Source organism: Veillonella dispar (assembly GCF_900637515.1).
GTDB lineage: Bacteria > Bacillota > Negativicutes > Veillonellales > Veillonellaceae > Veillonella > Veillonella dispar.
Genome location: NZ_LR134375.1, coordinates 1753374 through 1774106 on the forward strand (window position 1 = coordinate 1753374; position 20733 = coordinate 1774106).

17 protein-coding genes and 1 riboswitch are annotated in these 20733 nt (G+C 39.7%); of the genes, 5 read left to right on the forward strand and 12 right to left on the reverse strand.

Translation table 11 applies throughout. The features are described 5' to 3' along the window. Positions 1-12: 12 nt before the first annotated feature. From EL171_RS08330 to EL171_RS08365, 8 genes are all read right to left on the reverse strand, one after another. On the reverse strand, positions 13-1581 hold the full coding sequence (locus EL171_RS08330; RefSeq protein ID WP_005385376.1) for an ABC transporter substrate-binding protein: 1569 nt from the start codon (positions 1579-1581) through the stop codon (positions 13-15). A gap of 149 nt (positions 1582-1730) precedes the next feature. Next, entirely contained in the window at positions 1731-2552 is an 822-nt protein-coding gene (gene nikC / locus EL171_RS08335) for a nickel transporter permease (protein ID WP_005385374.1), read from the reverse strand. Then, the gene (nikB, locus tag EL171_RS08340) at positions 2552-3490 is read right to left on the reverse strand and encodes a nickel ABC transporter permease (RefSeq protein WP_005385373.1); all 939 of its coding nucleotides are present in this window, start codon (positions 3488-3490) and stop codon (positions 2552-2554) included. The genes nikC and nikB overlap by 1 nt, the downstream gene beginning before the upstream one ends. A 148-nt stretch (positions 3491-3638) precedes the next feature. After that, positions 3639-3826, reverse strand: a riboswitch (cobalamin riboswitch). 382 nt (positions 3827-4208) lie between these two features. Further along, the gene (gene potE / locus EL171_RS08345) at positions 4209-5525 is read right to left on the reverse strand and encodes a putrescine-ornithine antiporter (protein WP_005385371.1); all 1317 of its coding nucleotides are present in this window, start codon (positions 5523-5525) and stop codon (positions 4209-4211) included. 618 nt (positions 5526-6143) lie between these two features. Further along, on the reverse strand, positions 6144-7571 hold the full coding sequence (gene argH / locus EL171_RS08350; protein WP_005385370.1) for an argininosuccinate lyase: 1428 nt from the start codon (positions 7569-7571) through the stop codon (positions 6144-6146). Continuing rightward, on the reverse strand, positions 7571-8782 hold the full coding sequence (locus EL171_RS08355) for an argininosuccinate synthase (protein ID WP_005381291.1): 1212 nt from the start codon (positions 8780-8782) through the stop codon (positions 7571-7573). The genes argH and EL171_RS08355 overlap by 1 nt, the downstream gene beginning before the upstream one ends. Before the next feature lie 269 nt (positions 8783-9051). Beyond that, a complete protein-coding gene (locus EL171_RS08360; RefSeq protein ID WP_005385368.1) occupies positions 9052-9750 on the reverse strand; it encodes a hypothetical protein in 699 nt (232 codons plus the stop codon). Between the two features lie 118 nt (positions 9751-9868). Beyond that, a complete protein-coding gene (locus EL171_RS08365; protein WP_039968945.1) occupies positions 9869-10675 on the reverse strand; it encodes a transglycosylase domain-containing protein in 807 nt (268 codons plus the stop codon). A gap of 372 nt (positions 10676-11047) precedes the next feature. On the opposite strand from EL171_RS08365, the gene EL171_RS08370 reads away from it, so the two are divergent. Beyond that, positions 11048-11326, forward strand: coding sequence for a metal-sensing transcriptional repressor (locus EL171_RS08370; protein ID WP_004695033.1), 279 nt, complete (start codon positions 11048-11050; stop codon positions 11324-11326). 293 nt (positions 11327-11619) lie between these two features. Here the strand turns inward: EL171_RS08370 and tnpA are convergent, their stop codons facing one another. The 3 genes from tnpA to ptsP form a co-directional block, all read right to left on the reverse strand. Next, positions 11620-12081, reverse strand: coding sequence for an IS200/IS605 family transposase (tnpA, locus tag EL171_RS08375; protein WP_005380067.1), 462 nt, complete (start codon positions 12079-12081; stop codon positions 11620-11622). A 201-nt stretch (positions 12082-12282) separates the two neighbouring features. Further along, positions 12283-12543: an HPr family phosphocarrier protein gene (locus EL171_RS08380; protein WP_005385362.1), complete on the reverse strand. Its 261-nt coding sequence runs from the start codon at positions 12541-12543 to the stop codon at positions 12283-12285. A 118-nt stretch (positions 12544-12661) separates the two neighbouring features. Continuing rightward, entirely contained in the window at positions 12662-14389 is a 1728-nt protein-coding gene (gene ptsP / locus EL171_RS08385; RefSeq protein WP_005385361.1) for a phosphoenolpyruvate--protein phosphotransferase, read from the reverse strand. A 338-nt stretch (positions 14390-14727) separates the two neighbouring features. On the opposite strand from ptsP, the gene dapF reads away from it, so the two are divergent. The 4 genes from dapF (at position 14728) to EL171_RS08405 (ending at position 19971) form a co-directional block, all read left to right on the forward strand. Then, on the forward strand, positions 14728-15561 hold the full coding sequence (gene dapF / locus EL171_RS08390; RefSeq protein ID WP_005385359.1) for a diaminopimelate epimerase: 834 nt from the start codon (positions 14728-14730) through the stop codon (positions 15559-15561). A 61-nt stretch (positions 15562-15622) separates the two neighbouring features. Then, positions 15623-16960 (forward strand): Na+/H+ antiporter NhaC family protein, encoded by a 1338-nt coding sequence (locus EL171_RS08395; protein WP_232013667.1) that lies wholly within the window; start codon positions 15623-15625, stop codon positions 16958-16960. 80 nt (positions 16961-17040) lie between these two features. After that, positions 17041-17955, forward strand: coding sequence for a 1-phosphofructokinase (pfkB, locus tag EL171_RS08400; RefSeq protein WP_005385356.1), 915 nt, complete (start codon positions 17041-17043; stop codon positions 17953-17955). A 33-nt stretch (positions 17956-17988) separates the two neighbouring features. Beyond that, positions 17989-19971 carry a PTS fructose transporter subunit IIABC gene (locus EL171_RS08405; protein WP_005385354.1) on the forward strand — a complete coding sequence of 661 codons (1983 nt, stop codon included), beginning with the start codon at positions 17989-17991 and terminating at the stop codon, positions 19969-19971. Between the two features lie 180 nt (positions 19972-20151). Here the strand turns inward: EL171_RS08405 and EL171_RS08410 are convergent, their stop codons facing one another. Continuing rightward, a complete protein-coding gene (locus EL171_RS08410) occupies positions 20152-20730 on the reverse strand; it encodes a hypothetical protein (protein WP_039968942.1) in 579 nt (192 codons plus the stop codon). Positions 20731-20733: the final 3 nt, after the last annotated feature.

Sequence of the window (20733 nt, forward strand, 5' to 3'; positions counted from 1 at the left end):
TATAGCTCCTTATTATTTTGTAATTTTATTAGTAATCCAGTAGTAGTCACTTGGGTACATGACAGCACCTTTCAAGTAAGAACCAGTAACGATATTAGTTTTAGGGTAACCTAAGAACAATGCAGCACCATCATTCATCAATAATTGTTGAATTTGAATTGCATAGTCACGACGTTTTGCAGGATCAAATTCAGTTTCAGCAGCATCTAACAATTGGTCAACTTGTGGATTGGAGTAACCAGAACCGTTTTGAGGGTTGGAACCATCCACATTAGTATGCCAGTAGTTAGCTAAGAACCAGATTGGATCGCCTGTATTAGCAGTTACGATGTTGGAGATAAGCATATCATAGTCGCCATCTTGACCCATTTTATCAATCAAGTTATAGTCAACTGTTTTGATTTTCATGTCGATACCCACTTTTTTAAGGTCTGCTTGAACAGCTTCTGCATAAAGTGGTAATTCTGCACGAGAATTATATACTACGAAGTCAAATGTTAATGGTTTGCCATCTTTATCAAGGATGCCGTCCCCATCAGTATCTTTCCAACCATCTTCTGCTAATAATTGTTTAGAACGTTCAGGGTTATACGCATTAGGATCTTTCAAATCTTTGAAGCCATAGTCCATGGATGGTGGAATTGGTGCGGAACCAGGAATGAATGTACCTTTTAACAATACATCAGCATAGTTTTTACGGTCTGTTGCGGAAATAACTGCAGCACGTACTTTGTCATCACCAAGAACACCTTTTTGGTTGATACGAGCCAATACTACGCGAAGAGATGCGATTTCATCAACCTTGAACTTATCGTTATTTTGGAATAAGCCCATTTCACCAGCACCGATATTAACAGCCATATCTACGTCGCCAGATTGTAAGCTCATAGCGCGAGTATTAGGGTCATCGATGGAAGGAATTTCTACAGTTTTAAATGGTACTGTACCATCCCAATAGTTTTCGTTAGCAGCCATCTCAGCACGATCTTTTGTGAAAGATTTAACTACGTATGGACCTGTACCGATAGGACCTTCCTTGGCAAAGTTACGACCATCTTTTTCAGATTGAACGTCAACGATTAGGAACAACGGATCCGCTAAAAGGCCAGGCATATTAGGATATTCTTTTGTTGTATGAATAACTAATTGTTGACCATTAGCTTCCATAGAGTCATATTCGAAAAATGTTTTTGCACGATTGGATTTTTCAAAAGCCCGTTCGATAGATGCTTTAACTGCTGCAGCATCAACTTTTTTACCATTAGAGAATTTCACCTTATCATTGATTGTGAAAGTCCACGTTTTATGGTCTGGGGATACTTCCCATTTAGATGCAATCCATGGTTGAGGTTTCATATGTTCGTCAAACTTAGCCAATGTTTCGCCTACACCATAGCGCATAACAACCCATGCGAAGAAGTTTTCTGTAGGTTCTAATGTGGATGCGAAGTTAGTTACACCAACTTTTAAAACATCCTTATTAGCAGCACCATTATTATCAGAGCCGCAACCAGCAATGAAGGAACCCATCATTACAATGCTAAGACCTGCTAAGAGGGCTTTTTTCCAAGATTTTTTCATGTAAAATCTCCTTGTACCATTACATATAAACATAAAACATACACATCATGACCACTACAATCTACAATAGTCATAATGGAAAAACCTTATTACCGCCTATTTATATAACAACTTTCACAACACAACCTATAAATAAGCATCACACGTAACTAACCTTGGTTCTTAGGATCCACTACGTCCCGTAAGGAATCAGACCAAAGGTTAAAGATAGCAACTACGATAAGGATGGACATACCAGGGAATGCCATCAGCCATGGACTGGTTTGTAAATATTGACGACCTTCGTTAAGCATAAGGCCCCATTCTGGTGTTGGTGGTTGAGCACCAAATCCAAGGAAGGAAAGACCTGCTACTTCAATCATGATAGCCCCAATATCAAGTGCCCCTGTTGTAACAACAAGAGGAAGGATATTGGGAATGATATGACGTCTTAGAATAGTCGTTGTAGAGGCCCCCATCATGACAGCCGCCGTTACATACTCTTCACCGCGAACTTTCAACGTCATAGACCGTACAAGACGAGCATATTTTGCCCAACCAACTACAGATAGCGCTATAATCGTATTCACAATGCTACCACCCAAAATACCAGCAATAGCAATGGCTAACACAACGCCTGGGAAGGATAACATAATATCTGCAAGACGCATGAGGACCATTTCGATTTTACCACCGAAATAACCAGCTACGGCACCGATAATAGTACCAATGCTTACCATGATAACAACAATACTGACACCCATAAACAAGGATAACTGTGTACCATAAATGATGCGAGACAATACATCACGACCAAGCTTATCTGTACCAAACCAATGTTGACTACTTGGCGCTTGTAATGCTTGACTCAGATTTGAGCTAAAAGCATCACCCGGAGCAAGCCATGGTGCAAAAATAGCAATGAGTACAACAATAATCATCAATGTACTGTAGAAAGAGAACAGTTTATGTTTTTGAATAAATTCTGCCATTATGCTCTCTCCCTTTTTAATCTAGGGTCTAACAAGATATATGACGCATCAACTAATGCATTAATACACATATATGCTAAGGCAACCCACAACACAAAACCTTCGATCAATGGATAGTCGCGCATAGTAATGGCATATACTGCCATATTCCCAAGACCAGGCCAGGAGAATACCATTTCAATAACTGCAACACCGCCTAATAACCAACCGATGACAACGCCCAGTATAGTGATAAGTGGTAATACCGCATTAGGCAAAATATGACCGAATAAAATTTTCATCTCACTCACACCACGAGCACGTGCGCCGATAACATAATCCTTTTGCATTTCTTCAAGAATAACGAGACGAACTTGGCGCATGTACTTGGACCCGACTACAACAGCTAATGTAACGGCTGGTAGAATTACACCGATAGGAGTTACACGAGAAGATGCAATAGGAACAAGTCCTAATTTAAGGCCAAAGATATAAATCAGTACAAGGCCTAACCAGAATGATGGCATAGACACGCCTACAAAGGAAGCAACGCGCAACAGATAGTCGATCCATTTGTTTCGATTTAAGGCGCTTATAATCCCTGCCGGCAATGCATAGAGCAATGTAAATACTAATGATGTACCTGCTAACATAACTGTCCCTGGCAAAGCCTCCAACATACGATCTACAACAGGCTTTTTAGCAGAGTAACTCATCCCTAAGTCACCTTGTGCAGCATTCACAACCCAGTTTGCATATTGCACTAAGAACGGTTTATCTAACCCAAGCTGAGCTCGAGTTTCATCGATAAGCTCCTGAGACACGATAGTATCTGCCGTTTCTAGTAACATCGTAACTGGATCGCCTGGTGCTAAATAAGTGAGACAAAATGTTAAAAAAGTAATGCCAAACAGTGTAACAATGAATTGACCTAGCTGTTTAGCAAAGCGTTTGCCCATAGGCGCCTCCTCCTATACTCTCTAAATACTACAATAATCTAAATGAACAACTAATATGCTTATCTCTCCCGATATAGCAGAGGTGCATATAGGAAAACGACAAAAAAGGTTAGTCCACCTGACTAACCTAAATTAAGTATAGTATGTACAATACCATACATTTAGAGCAGGCTTTCTGACTCATGATTCATCGCAACATTTCGGCCTTCCCAGTTTCCCAGTGACCCTATAATGAAACCTTGCTCCTCATTACAGCTATTTGCATAGTATGGGATTTACACCCATTTTCCTCTTTTACGCTCGGTGAATACCGACACTCACTAGTTCATTCATTTTTATCGATTATAAATATACTATATTAATATCCTATTTACAATACATATACCCCTTATAGGTATATGTACATCGTAGATTTTCAATATAATTTTTATACTAATAAAAATTATCGATTACTGATTAAGTCTCTATTTATGTATAAACCTATGCAAATCACTTTATATATATGATTTTTTCTGTATTAACTGTATGCAACTGTATATATATTAATTATTATTATAATGGTAATTTTCTCATAATTTTTTTTTTATACATGCCAAAAAACTTTTAATCACTTAATCAACTATCAATTATTTATAATCAATAAAACCATAATTAATAAGTTTGATTAATATACCAAAAAGAGGCTGTTACTAAGTAACAGCCTCTTATAAGACGAGAGTTATTTAATTAATCGATACTTTCTTGTAAGCGGTGCGCTTTGCGTGTAGATCACAAGACCAATGCTTACTGCCACTGCACTACCAAGCATAGCATCAACACCACATGCATAGACAGCATACAAGCAGTAGATAACGCCTGCACCAAATACGTAATTGGAGCGTTTAATACGGCTTTCAGCTACACCAGCCATACGCATCATTGTAGGTACTGCTAAGATGCACAATACATATGGTACTACGTTAGTTACAACCGCCAAGTTTACCAATACTTCAAATTGCTCACGCAAGGAATCACTTGCAGTGAACAATGTAAGTAATGTTTCAACAGCGAGTAGAATGAATACGCCGCGAACAGGAGCATCCTTACTATTTACACGAGCGAATACTTTAGGGAAGTAACCATGTTCCGCTGCGCTTTTAAATACACGAGACAATGTGAATTGCCAGCAAAGTAAAGCGCCAAAGCAAGAAATAACCATTGCAGCCATCACGATGTTTGCAATTGTATCATTGAACATGTATACGAATGTCAAACCGAATGGTGCGTTAGAATTTAATAAGTCGATGTTAGGCACGATACCGGCCATAACATTTGTGGACAAGATGTAAACCACTGCCACTGCTAATGTACCCGCTACAGTTGCGATAGGTACGTTTTTCTTTGGATTCTCAACAGCATCAGCATTAGCCGCTGCGGACTCAAATCCTAGGAAGCCCCACAAAGTGAGGGAAATGGATTGTTTTACTGCATCGTAAAACGGAAGATCATTTGGGTTCCAAGCCGCCCAATAAATAGACGGGTCAAACCAATACCATCCGATTGTACCAATTAATAAAACCGGCACAATAGAGCCCCAAATAGTCATGTTGCTGAGTCGACCTGTGAAGCGATTACCACGGAAGTTCAAAATCGCTGCAAACCACAAAAGCACAATTGTTACTTGGCTTGTTTGTGTTGCATTAAGGTCAACACCAAAGAAAGCTGCGCCATAACCTACGGCAGATACCGCGATGGCGATATTAGCAATGATGAGAGATATGCTGTAAGCATAGCTCGCCATAAAATGTCCAGTTTTACCGAAGCGGTGTTCTGCATAACCGCCCATGCCCCCTCTAATCTGGGAGAACATACCCGCTTGAGCAAAAATATACGCTAACAGAAGCGCACCCACAGCTGTTACGAGCCAAGATAAAACTGAAATAGTACCAACTTGAGCCAAATTAGTTGGTAACATAATGATCCCAGCTCCTAGCATATTGGCTGCTACCATTGTGGTTAGCTGGAATACAGACATTTTTTTAGCGGTGGTTTTCATGTATCAATCCCCTTTCAAAAGGTGAATTTTTTCTCGTCCATAATTCACTTAAATATAATATACCGCTAAGTAAATTCAGTTCGTGCTGTGATGGGCTTGAATGTGAATTTACCGTTGTTATTCTTATTACGAATTAAATAATAACACCTATGAACCCAAAATGAAAGTACTTTATTGGCGGACAAGCATTATTACACGAATTGAATAAATTATAGTTAATTTATCATCTAAAACGAACAGAACTCATTTTAACAATGACAATGTATATTTTTACCCCATTTTCTTCTTTGTATATATGTGATTTTTACTATCTATCACGGTTATAGTTTCGTAGTACAAGACTATTGTTTTCGCGTAGTCCACTGTATACGTACATAAATTTACACCATTTTAATAGTAATTTATCAATTAGAATAACTCTTTTCTAGAAATTATCTATCATTCAAATAAAAAAATCGATATACACATAAGCTTAAAGGTTAATATAAAGCGCTTTAACATAAGACTTATATGTATATCGATCTTAAATTTTCAATGTCACAAAAGCTACTATTACTTTGAATGTTACTCTTGTACAGTATGTGGCCCTAAATCATAACATTAGGCTTACTAAATCAGTTATGCTTGCACAGATTCAACAATTGCTTTCCACTGAGCAATTTGTTTTTCTTCTCCGACGATAACAGCTTTACCATTGTTCCGTTGTCTTTCCACACATTCTGGAGCAGTACCAGAATAGTTATTACGGCCAGCTATGCAAGCTTCGATGGAAATGGCATCAAGGATATCTGCATCAAAATGGTCGGATATAGCTTTAAAATCCTCAACAGATAAATCAAGCAATACGCAACCTTTTTCAATGCAATGATGTACAGCATTACCTACGATTTCATGAGCTTCACGGAATGGAACGCCTTTTTTCGCAAGGTAATCGGCCATATCTGTAGCATTAGAGAAATCATCATCGAGGACAGCTTTCATATGCGCCCCATTGACCTTCATACCACGGACCATAGCCGCATTAATGGACAATGCAAAGTGTACTGTATCGATAGCATCAAAAATGCCCTCTTTATCCTCTTGCATATCTTTGTTATAGGTAAGTGGCAAGCCTTTTAATGTAGTTAATAAACCTAACAAGTGGCCATAGGTACGACCTGTTTTACCACGAACAAGTTCACATACGTCAGGATTTTTCTTTTGTGGCATAATACTAGAGCCTGTGCAGTGAGCATCATCGAGTTCAATAAAATTAAACTCATTGGTAGACCACAAAATCAATTCTTCGCTAAGACGGCTCAAATGCATCATCACAAGAGATGCAAAGGACAAGAATTCAACTACATAGTCACGGTCGGATACGGCATCCATACTATTTTCGTAAATACGAGAAAAGCCGAGTAGCTTTTGCGTATAGGTTTGATCAATACCGTATGTAGAACCTGCTAAGGCCCCTGCACCAAGTGGCATGATGTCTGCGTGTTTAAAGACCATCAACAAACGGTCAAAGTCGCGTTCTAGCATAGAGAAGTATGCCATCATATGATGCCCGAATAATACAGGTTGTGCCCGTTGTAAATGCGTATAGCCAGGCATGATAACATCGCTGTATTTTTCAGCCGTTTCAATGAGGGCTTTTTGCATATCTACGACGAGCTCGCCCATTTCTACTACGGCTTTACGCACGTACATATGTAAATCTACTGCACATTGGTCATTACGGCTACGGCCTGTATGTAAACGACCACCTGCTTCGCCAATATCATCGGTTAAGCGCTTTTCAATATTCATATGAATATCTTCAAGAGCCACGGAGAATGGGAACTCACCTTTATCGATTTGGTCTTTAATCTTTGTTAAGCCCTCAACAATAGCGTCCCGATCTGCGTCGGAGATAATATTTTGTTTTGCTAGCATTGTAGCATGTGCTTTACTGCCTGCAATATCTTCGGCGTACATCCGCGCATCAAAAGCGATAGAGGATGTAAAATCCTCTACCGCTTTATCAGTGCCTTTTGTGAAACGCCCGCCCCACAATTTAGCCATTATTTACCTGCCTTTTCTTTCATCAATGCATTAATTTTAAGAGGTAAACCGAACAAGTTAATGAAACCAGCCGCATCAGCTTGGTTGTATACATCATCTTCTTCGAATGTTACGAAATCTTCGCTGTACAAGGAGTATGGAGAAGTTGCACCAGCAGAGATAATGTTGCCTTTGTACAATTTAAGTTTTACTTCACCAGTTACAGTTTTTTGAGTTTCATCAACGAATGCTTGCAAAGCGTTCATCAATGGTGCGAACCACATGCCATCGTATACAAGTTCAGCGTATTTGTTAGCAATGAGTTCTTTGTAGTGGTATGTAGCTCTGTCGAGGCAAAGGTATTCAAGTTCTCTGTGAGCATACATGATGATGGATCCACCTGGGTTTTCATAAACGCCACGGGATTTCATGCCTACTAATCTATTTTCAACAATATCTACAACGCCTACGCCATAGTGCGCACCGATTTCGTTGAGTTTTTCTAACAATTGTAAAGGAGTACCTTCTTGGCCATCTACTGCTACAGGTACGCCATCTTTGAAGGATACAGTTACATAACCAGCTTCATCTGGAGCTTGTTCAGGAGTATGTGTTACCAAGTACACATCATCTTTAGGAGCATTTGCTGGATTTTCAAGATCGCCGCCTTCATGGGACAAATGCCATACGTTTTGGTCCATGGAATACGGATGGGATTTCGTAGCTACAACTGGAATATCATGTTTAGCAGCATATTCCATGCAGTCTGTTCTGGATTTCAAATCCCATTCTCTCCAAGGAGCGATGATTTTCATATTAGGAGCCAATGCTTTGATAGCAAGTTCGAAACGAACTTGGTCATTACCTTTACCAGTCGCACCGTGAGCGATAGCATCAGCACCTTCTTTTTTAGCAATATCTACAAGGATTTTACCGATTAAAGGTCTAGCGAAGGATGTACCTAATAAATATTTGCCTTCATAAACTGCACCCGCTTTTACTGTTGGCCATACATAATCTTTTACGAACTCTTCTTTAGCATCAACAATGTACGCTTTAGAAGCACCAGATTTGATTGCTTTTTTCTCAACTGCATCATAATCCTCAGGTTGTCCTAAGTCTACGCATACTGCGATAACTTCAGCGCCATAATTTTCTTTTAACCAAGGAATGATAACAGATGTGTCTAAACCACCAGAATATGCGAGTACTACTTTATTTGCTTTACCCATGATAACACCTCATAAAAACTTACTATGTATTTAAACTCATATAATCAATATTATATCAGATAATTGTGAAAGCACCGTGGCATCTAGCTCAACGGTCATTCCCTCTTTCTGACAAAAAATAGTATACACCTGTATAATTATAAATGCAAGCATTATTTTTATTCAATTCAATAATATATTTCGTTTCCGAACTAATCAATTATAAAAAAGCTATATCTAGTAATTTAGCACTAGATATAGCTTCACTTCTTACGATTATCCGTCTGTCCTTACTTGATATCAATAGGTGAAAATTGGTAATCCAAAGCAATCTCGTAGTCAGTTGTTTCAATGGGTTCTTTTACCCTTCCCACTACCAAAGACTTAATTTCATTTATGATGGAATGAAGATTACTTTGTTCCTCACAGATAATAGCTTCAATACGAACATCTAAATCATAAGATCTTGTAATTCTATAATTACCTTTAGAGTAGTCTACATTCTCAAATAGTTCTAATATATTCATCTTAGATATCGCTGCATCAAAAGTATTTATACTATTTAAAATATTATGTTTTATCGTTTTATCTACACCAATAATAGTTTGATTACTAATATGGGGAATTTTATCAACGATATATTTTTCTCTTACTTGCACCCTTAAAGATTCATCTGCCATTAGAATATCTCTATCTAATGCTTTATCCCAAAAGCAATATCTTACAGCCATACAATCATGTTCATCATCGTAATAAACTATCCAGTTTTCTATTTTATTAACATCTGCTTGTTCAATATAAAATATTTCACGAGCATAAGAATCAACAGCAAGTACTTCAGACTTATAGTCTAATCCTCCAGGTCCTCTTAAATAATAAGATATAAAATTCTCCAATCTAAGCATAGCAAACCTAATAATAGGTTTTGCACCTATATAAATAGATAAATAATTACCTTTCTCATACTGCTTTAATTCAACATTATCCAATATTTACACTCCTAATAGTTAAAACTCTCTCTAAATGTGTCTATTATTTAATATAACAAAAGAATCTCTGTTAGCCAATTACCAATCAACTAACAGAGATGTTACTATAGTTATTTAATTATTCGTCCACAAGGCCCAAATCTTGTTTGTATGCATAATCAGCTTCGGCTTGTGTAATCATACCTTGGTCTACCATTTGTTCGAGCACTAGTTTTTGTCGTGCCTTAGCCCCTTTATAGTTCGTATAAGGATCTAAGTAGGATGGTGCATTAGGTAAGGCTGCGAGCATAGCGCTTTGACCTAATGTCAATCGGCTCGGGCTTGTCCCAAAGTAGCCATGTGCTGCTTCGTAGATACCGTAGTAATTGTGACCATAATATACGGTATTTAAATACATGGTGAGGATTTCGTCCTTCGTGTAGTAATGTTCCATTTCACTCGCCAAGATAGCTTCTTCTATCTTACGGCTCATAATGCGTTTTGATGAAAGGAAAAGATTTTTTACTACTTGTTGTGTTATGGTACTGCCACCCTCTACAGTTTCACCAGCAATTGTATTGGTGTAAAAGGCGCGAATGATACCAAGTACATCTATAGCGCCATGCTTATAATATCGCTTATCCTCTATGGCGATGAGTGCATTCTTTGTATATTCTGGAATGACATCTCCCTTTACCCAATGTTCTTTAGAAACACGTTGGTTCAGTGCCGTCTCTACCTTTTCTTTAAAGGTAAATAATCGTATAATACGATCTGTGCGACTAAGGGTATCTTCACCTTGTTCTATGCGTTTTTCAACAGTTGTATGCGCGTTACTTTCACGATCTGTACCTTGAACCCTATGGTATCCATCATATATAAACACGGCCAGTATCATAACTAGCACAAATACCACTAGGTTCCGAAGGTAGCGAAACACTTTCATTGCTTTCACCTATTTCATAAAGGCCCGTAGTATATACCTATAGACAAATTTAAATTCTATATGCATTACAGTACCTTATATACATATACAAACACATTGTGTATTAAATGTATTGTATCACATCAATTAAGAAGAAGATATATATTACAAGGTCTAAATAGATGTGTATAATATAAAATACATGCCATGCTATTTTAAAAGTATATATTTAAATGTACCTTTGAATACAGATATTCACATACATCCATATACAATATAAATCTATATATGTAGATTTAATGCATATTAGGTATACTTATTAAGTTGTATTACAAACTTTACATGGAGTATAATAATAAGGATGATAAAAAACATGCCCATTGGAGGAGTATTATGAAACAATGTATGGATTCAGAAAATCTACATCGTCGATTGCGTAAAATCCTTGGTCAAGTGCAAGCTATTGATCGAATGATTGAAGAAGACATTCCATGCGAAGATGTGTTGAGCCAAATTAATGCAGCTAAGTCTGCACTACATAAAGTAGGTCAAGTAGTCCTTGAAGGGCATATCAACCACTGCGTACGAGATGGTATCGAACACGGTGACGTAGAAAAAACCATTAGCGACTTTACAAAGGCTGTAGAGCGCTTTGCAAACATGGGAAAATAAAGAAGAGGCTAAACCGCCTCTTCTTTTTTTACTTGAAACTACATGCTAATAGTTTTGTAAATTCGCCATATTAAATTAAAGGTAACATTTAATCAAATCAACCAAAACATAAAACATATACAAAAATCATATACATAAAACATATAGATCAATCAGAACCACCCGTAAAACGGGTGGTTTGCTCACGGGCTATAAGCCCGTAGTACTAGGCCAGCGTCTAAAGGCGCTGGCTTTCACTGCGTTCAAGCCGCATAGCCATTGACTCGTAACATTCCCCTTAAAGGGGATATGTATTACTTGCTACCCTTAAAAGGGTCCTCATATTCTTTTACACTAAGTTTATCTTTCATTTGGTCATGTAACTCTTGCTCACGTATATACTTCTTTACGGTAGCCTCATTTAAACCTACTGTACTAACATAATAACCCTCGGACCAAAAGTGCCTATTTCCAAATTTATACTTTAAGTTTGCGTGTTTATCGAACATCATTAGTGCACTTTTCCCCTTTAAATATCCCATAAAAGATGAAACTGATATTTTAGGTGGGATTAATACTAGCATATGCACATGATCGGCCATAAGCTCCCCCTCTATAATCTTGACGCCCTTATATTCGCATAAACGTCTCAGTATTTCACGTAAACTATTTCTGTATTGATTATATATAACTTTACGTCTATACTTAGGTGTAAATACTATGTGGTATTTGCATAACCATTTTGTGTGCGCAAGGCTCTGTGTCTTTGTTGCCATATAAAATCACCTTTCTTTTGCATATAATGCGGCTTGAACACCTACATTATACTTAAGCAAGGTGATTTTTTTGTATAACTTTCGTTGCCGCACCCGCATAGCGGGTGGTTTTATGATTCGCGACTACGTCGCGAACCAGTCTAAAGACAATAACAAAAAAGGACTCTACATTCGTAGAGTCCTTTGTATTACCACATTGTATTAGTCGTGGTTAGTTGTTAAGAATTCGCTTAATGCAGCAAGTGCATCGTCTTCGTCAGCACCGTCAGCTGTCAATGTAACGGATGTACCTTTTGTAGCGCCCAAAGTCAATACAGTTAAGATGGATTTAGCATCAGCTGTTTTGCCGTTAGCAGCGATTGTCAATTTGGAAGCATATTTAGCAGCCAATTGTGTGAAAGCTGTAGCAGGACGAGCATGTAAACCAGATTCGTTAGTAATTTCTACTGTTAATTCTTTCATGATAACCTCTTTCTATCTTGATAGGCTGTGCCTATCCCATACGTTCTAATAGATATATTGTATCAATTTCAAGCCTTTCAATTCAAGTATATTGAAAGTTATTTGCTATACAACAGAATTATAGTAAGCCTTTTTCAGCTAGTACAGATTTAGCATAGTCTGTAATTTCTTCTGCTGTATCTATGGAAAGTGCTTTATTAGCCACGTCTTCACATTCTGCTTTAGAAACAGAGCGCAAGATTTTCTTAATAAGTGGTATAGAAGACGCTGTCATGGAGAATTCGTCAAGGCCTAAACCCAATAAAATCATTGTAGCCACAGGATCACTAGCGAGTTCACCGCACATACCTGTAAATTTACCTTGTTCATGGCTCGCATCGATAACATGTTTGATAAGACGTAATACGCCTGGATGCAATGGTTGATATAGAGAACCAATAGATTCATTCATACGGTCTACGGCCAAAGTGTATTGGCATAAATCGTTGGTACCAATACTGAAGAAGTCTACGTATTTTGCCAAGATTGGAGAAATAACAGCCGCCGCTGGTACTTCGATCATAATACCAACCTTAATATTCTTATTGAATTCTTTGCCTTCAGCTGTAAGTTCTGCCTTACATTCTTCAAGCATAGCATTCGCTTGTTTCACTTCTTCTACGGAAGCGATCATAGGGTACATGATATGAATATCACCAAAGGCACTAGCGCGCAATAACGCACGCAATTGTACTTTGAAGATATCTGGGCGGTTCAAGGAAATACGAATGGCACGGTAACCAAGGAATGGATTCATTTCCGTTGGCAAATCAAGGCATTTCAACTCCTTGTCACCACCGATATCCATGGTACGAATGATAACAGGCTGTCCCTGCATATCTTCTGCAACCTTTTTATATTCTTCGAACTGTACATCTTCTGCTGGCAATTCATCATTTTCCATGTACAAGAATTCTGTACGGTATAAGCCGATACCTTGTGCGCCCATTGTAAGAGCACGTTTAGCATCTTTAGACTTACCGATATTGCCAAATAATTCTACATGATGACCATCTGTAGTCTTAGCTTCAAGATTGGCAGATTCGCGTAGGCGTTTTAATTCCTCTTGGTAAGCAGTAGCTTGATTTGTATATTCAGCCCAATCCGCATCAGATGGATTTGTTTCGACAATACCATCTGTACCAAGTACAACGGCTTTCTCGCCATCAACAAAGCCTTCAATATCACCAACGCCCATAACGGCAGGAATTTCCAATGTACGTGCCATGATAGCCGCATGAGATGTAGGGCCACCAGCAGCTGTTACAATGCCTTTTACAACATTTTTATCTAGAGATGCCGTATCGGATGGCGCCAAATCATGAGCCACCAATATAACCTCCCCAGAAATATGGGATAAGCCACGAGGGTTCATACCTAACATATTGCGCATCAAACGATCACCGATATCTTTGATATCTGCACCCCGTTCGCGCATGTATGGATCTTCCATACCGAGGAAGATATTGGCAAAGGTTTCAATGGTTTGAGCTGTAGCCGCTACAACGTTAGTATGGCTAGACTCAACGAGGGATTTAATACCATCAGATAAAGATGGGTCTTGAGCAATTTGCATATGTGCTTCAAAAATAGCCGCCTCTTCAGGGCCCATTTCTTTCAAAGCCTTTTGACGGATTGTATCCAATTGCTTTAAGGTAGATGCCATAGCAGCAGCAAACTTACCAATTTCCGCTTCTACCTGATCCTCTGCTACAGTGTAATCAGGAATGACAATTTCCTCTTGAATATATCTATATACATTGCCTACTGCAACGCCACGAGATCCAGAAATCCCTTGAATTCGCATGTGTGTTCCTCTTTCTATTACGATAAACTACATTACTCTTTATTTTATCATTTCTACGGTAAACAATAAAGTAATAGAGCCCTATATATCCGCCTTTCAGGTTGTCCCACGTGGGTTAATTTTTACCTCATGTTCATATTTCTCAACCGTCTTAATACGTACTATAACAAGTACTTTAAAAGGAGGTCATTTTTTGCTTATTTTTACTTTAATTTTATAAAGTTACACCCCATAATTGAAAGCCATTTATGATATAATAATATAGAATATATAATAATATACATATGAGACTTTCACGGGCTTCATGGTGAAAGTCTTACTTATTGATAGGAGACTTTATGAAATTAACAAAAATGCATGGTCTTGGCAATGATTTTATCCTCTTTGCCGACCCTCAAGGTGCTAACAAGGACTATACTGATTTAGCCATTCGCCTTTGCGATCGTCGTACAGGCATTGGCGCTGATGGTTTAGTTATTGTTGTACCATCTGACACATGTGATGTGCGCATGCGCATCATCAACTCCGATGGCAGTGAAGCTGAAATGTGCGGCAATGGTATTCGATGCTTTGCCAAATACGCTTACGAACACGGAGAAATTACAAAAGAAACTTTCACCATCGAAACATTAGCAGGTATTATGAAGCCAACCTTAACCATCGAAAATGGTGTGGTTACACTCGTCACAGTAGATATGGGCAAGCCATTCTTTAACAGTAAAGATGTACCTATGAATGTAGACATGGATAAGGTCATCGACGTAGACATCGATGTAAATGGCGAAACTGTAACAGTGAGCTCCGTATTGCTCGGCGTACCGCACACAGAGGTTTACGTAGAAGACATTACAAAGGCCCCCGTTACGACACAAGGCCCAATCCTTGAAAAACACGATGCATTCCCATCCAATACAAACGTTAACTACATTGAGGTAGTAAACGACAAACACATTAAGGTTCGCACATGGGAACGCGGTGCTGGTGCTACACTAGCATGTGGTACAGGCTCTTGTGCCTCTGCCGTTATGTCCTTTGAAAAAGGCTTAACAGGTCGCGAAGTAGACGTAGAGCTTTACTTAGGAACATTGCATATTTCATACTTGGAGGATGGCACGGTGCTTATGACAGGCCCTGCTGAGGAAGTCTTCGAAACAGAACTTCCTATCGATTAAGATGAAGTGGTTACAACTCATATTAAATGCGTTTCTAAAGTATCAACAAGGCCGTTCAATGATGCCGAAAAATACAGAGCCCCTCATAGGCTTACTTCTATCCATACTCGTCATCATCATCGCCGTAGCTAATAGCATTGCCATCGGTTACGCCTTGATTGTGGTATGGTGCATTATGGCTTATGTGTTCTACCGCAAAGGGTACCAACCAAAGGAACTACTAAACCTATCATGGACAGGTGCTAAAACCTCCATTGTGGTGATGCAAATATTCCTGCTCATCGGTTGGCTCATCGCCATGTGGCAAGCTGCAGGCGTTATCCCTATGATTATCGCCACAGGCATCGACTTGATTGATCCTTCTATCTTTATCGCTTGTGCCTTTTTATTAACAGCACTAGTGAGCATGCTGTTAGGAACTGCCCTTGGCACTGTGGGTACCATAGGTATTGTACTCATTACGATGGCAAGAGCTGGTAATATTCCAGAGAATATCGTAGCAGGTGCCATCATTGCTGGCGCTTACTTTGGGGATCGGAATGGTTCTTTATCGTCTAGCGCCTCTCTCGTAGCAGCCTTAACTCATACAAAGGTATCGACTAACATTCCTATTATGTTTAAGGATGGTCTACCAGCACTTGTTATTTCTACAGTGCTCTACCTAATACTATCCCAGTGGTTCCCTCTCAACTATGCAAATAGCTTACTGTCTGATACGATCCACTTTGTGTTCAACATCGATTGGACCTTGTGGATTCCTGTGATCATCGTCATTGGTCTGTTACCTTTGAAAGTATCTATCCGTTGGCCTATCGGCCTTAGTGCATTAGCAGCGGCAATTTTGGCTTATACCAATCAGGGCGCTACCCTTTCTGATTTAGGCTGGTATACCTTAACAGGCTTTGAACTACCACATTATAATCCACTAGCAGATATCATTCACGGCGGTGGCTTACAAACGATGTTCATCCCTACCCTTTCCATTTTTATGGCAACTGCCATTTCTGGCATGCTCGAAGGGGTTGGCTTCTGGAACGATATTCGACAACTATTAGAGCGAGCAAAAACACGAAGCGATGTATTTGCTGCAAACGTAGGTCTTGCCTTTTTAACAGGTGCTGTAGGTTGTAGTCAAGCTATTGCAGTAGTGATGACCCACTCTATTATGCGCATTACCTACGCACAACGAGGCATTCAGGACGAAGATGTGATGCTCGACTTTGAAAATAGTGGCATCGTCATTGCTCCATTACAACCATGGAACATCGCTGCCTACGTACCTGTAGTTATGATGGGTACTAGCACCGCTGGCTATGTACCATTCGCCTTCTTCCTATACCTCGTACCGCTCCTTTACTGGTTACGACTACGGAATCAAGATCAACCAATTATACGTTAATTACAAAATCAATCAAATTTACACTAATTACAAGATTAACCAATCATAGGCTAATTCATTTATCTTAAAGGGGAATTTGTATGATTTACACCATTACCTTTAACCCAGCCCTCGATTATATCGTACGTCTTGATCAACTCAAGACGGGCACCATTAATCGCACCACACAAGAGTACGTTCTCGGTGGCGGCAAGGGTATCAACGTATCCATCGTGCTCAACAACCTAGGCATGGATACAACGGCACTCGGTTTCATTGCAGGCTTTACAGGGGAGGAAATCGTAACACAACTGAACCAATTCGGTGTGAAAGAAAATTTCATCCGTCTTCGCGAAGGTTTAACTCGCATCAATGTTAAGGTGAAAGCCTCTGACGAAGAAACAGAAATTAACGGCCGTGGTCCCATCATCGCAGACGACGAACTAGAAGCCCTCTACAAACAGCTCGATACATTAACTGAGCAGGATACTTTGATCCTTGCAGGTAGCATTCCTTCTAGCTTACCAAGCGATATGTACGAACTCATTATGGAGCGCTTACAACATAAAAATATTCGCATTGTGGTAGATGCTACGAAAGACTTACTCACACGGGTCTTGCCATATAAACCGTTTTTAATTAAACCAAATAATCACGAGCTTAGCGAAATCTTTGGTCGTACCCTTTCCACAAAGGATGACCTCGTAGAGGCAGCTAAGGCATTACAAGAGAAAGGCGCACAACATGTGCTCATCTCCATGGCTGGTGATGGAGCTATCTTGGTCGCTGCTGACGGTACGGTATATACGAGCCCTGCCCCTAAGGGTACACTCGTAAATTCCGTAGGCGCCGGCGATTCCATGGTGGCTGGCTTTATTACAGGCTTTGAAAAAACAGGTGACCTACAAGAGGCGCTCTACTGGGGCATCTCTAGTGGCTCTGCCTCCGCTTACTCTGAAAATCTCGCTACACTGACAGAAGTAGAAGCATTACTTTCACAAGTACGAGTTAACTAGTTTTACATTTTATTTGCATCAAGGAGTACACATATGCAAATCACTGATTTATTAAAACCTCAATCCGTCCTGCTAAATGCGGACCCTGTTACAAAGGCTGACGCTATTTATACCTTAGGCGAGTTAATGGAAAAAGGCGGTAACCTCATCGACAAAGGTGAGTACTTAGCAGCCGTTTTCGCTCGTGAGGAATCTGGCTCTACCGGCCTTGGTGACGGCATCGCTACACCACATGCTAAGTCCGCAGGCGTAAAAGAAGCAGGCCTAGCAGCTATGGTTGTGCCTCACGGCGTAGACTTCGAAGCACTCGACGGTCAACCATCTCGTTTATTCTTCATGATTGCAGCTCCAGAAGGCGCAGCTGACACTCATGTAGAGGTATTGAGCCAATTAGCTATGATGGTTATCGACCCAGATTTCAAAGAAGCCCTCATCGCTGCTCCAACTGTAGAACGTTTCTTGGAGCTCGTAACAGCGAAAGAGCAAGGCAACTTTGATCCATCTGTAGAAGGCTTTATTAAACAACCTGAACCTCAAGAAGCACCAAGCCTCACTGATACTATTGAAGAAAAAGCTACAGAAGCTATCGAAAAAGTAGCTCCTAAAATTTCTGTAGATAATCCTCACTATGAAGTATTAGCCGTTACAGGTTGTCCTACAGGCATCGCGCACACCTACATGGCTGCGGAGTCCTTAGAGCGCAAAGCTAAAGAAATGGGCATTTCCTTAAAGGTTGAGAAAAACGGTGCATCTGGCGTAAAAGATGCGCTTACAGCAGAAGAAATTGAACATGCCAAATGCATTATCGTCGCTTCTGACCGCCAAGTAGAAATGGCTCGCTTCGATGGCAAGCCTATGATTCAAACAAAGGTAGCTAACGGCATCAATAAAGCAGAAGAATTATTGCGTGAAGCTACAGCTGGAACAGCACCTGTATATCATGCCTCTGCAGCTGACCGCGAATCCGCTGAAATCGCTGCTAGCGCATCTGACAGTGTAGGTCGTCAAATCTACAAACACTTGATGAACGGCGTATCTCACATGTTGCCATTCGTTATCGGTGGCGGTATCTTGATTGCCCTTGCATTCTTGTTCGATACATTCGATCCTGCGAATCCTAAAAACTTCGGTTCTGGTACACCTTTATCTGGCTTCTTAATGCAAATCGGTGGCGCATCCTTTGGCTTCATGTTGCCAGTGCTAGCTGGTTACATTGCTATGAGTATTGCTGATCGCCCAGGTCTTGTAGCTGGTTTCGTTGGTGGCTTATTGGCTAACCAAGGTGGCTCTGGTTTCCTTGGCGCATTAATCGCCGGCTTTGCAGCAGGTTATTTAGTATTATTAGTAAAAAAATTAGTATCTGGTTTGCCTCAAGCGTTAGAAGGTACAAAACCAGTTCTCTTCTATCCTGTACTTGGTGTATTGTTCATAGGTCTTGCCATTACCTTCGTAATCAACCCTCCTGTATCTGCACTTAACCACTGGTTAATGGACTCCTTGCAATCCATGGGTACTACTAGCCGCATATTGTTAGGTCTCATCTTTGGTGCTATGATGTCCGTTGATATGGGCGGTCCTGTAAACAAAGCGGCTTACGTTATCGGCACTGGCGCACTTGCTACTGGTGAATATGGTATTATGGCGGCTGTAATGGCAGGTGGTATGGTTCCTCCGTTGGCAATCGCTCTTTGTACTACATTCTTCCCTAGCCGCTTCACAGAAGCAGAACGTAAATCTGGTATTACAAACTATATTATGGGTCTTTCCTTCATCACAGAAGGGGCTATCCCATTTGCAGCGGCGGATCCAGTTCGCGTATTACCAGCTTGCATCATCGGTGCTGGTACAGCTGGTGCATTGTCCATGTTCTTCGAATGTACATTACGCGCTCCACATGGCGGTATCTTCGTAGTACCAACAATCGGTAACCCACTTCTTTACCTTGCATCCATTGCAATCGGCTCCGTTATCGCTTGCATCATCTTGGCACTATTAAAACCAAGCTTGAAAAAATAATCTCACAATTAAATCATCCAGCTCAATCATTTATAAATAATTAGTTGATGACCAATTGTCTATTGTGAAAGCTAGCGAAATACTAAAATACAGAAAATTGTACATATAATAAAATAATAATTAGTACATATAGCAAAAGGACTAGAACTCCTAGAGTTCTAGTCCTTTTCTTATGTAACACTATCGGATTACATCATCATAAAATACGCCAAATACTTTCTTGAAAACTCGATTTGCAACGTGATAGCTTTCAAAATCAAAGTCTGTAGGTGTTAAGAAGGTAACATGCTCATACCCTTTATAACCTGGTTGTGTAGGTTTACTTTCACCATGCAGCGTGTAATCCTGTTGAGCCTTAACAGTACCAACAATTCCAGAATCATCCATTTTTATATTCCATATTTCACCTAAATAGAAATCCGGAAATTGTTGTTTAAACTCTGGCATTTTGGCTACTAAATTCGCAAAAGAATAATTTAAGTTATAGTCATAATGAATGGTGTATTCTCGAATCAAATTAGACGAAGGCAATACAACATAAATCTTAGCCTCTATACTTTTGGTACTATCACTTGTAGACACATCTTTGACTGTACTCAACTCAATGTATTTACCATCTCCACCACCAGTATCACCTTTAGATATAATATGTTCAAAACGACTCGTATCTCGTAATTCAACATTAGAAACGGCTTTCACAGAAGTAAAAGACACGCACCATACGCATAAGATGGCCATAATAAATAAGAAACGTTTCATATG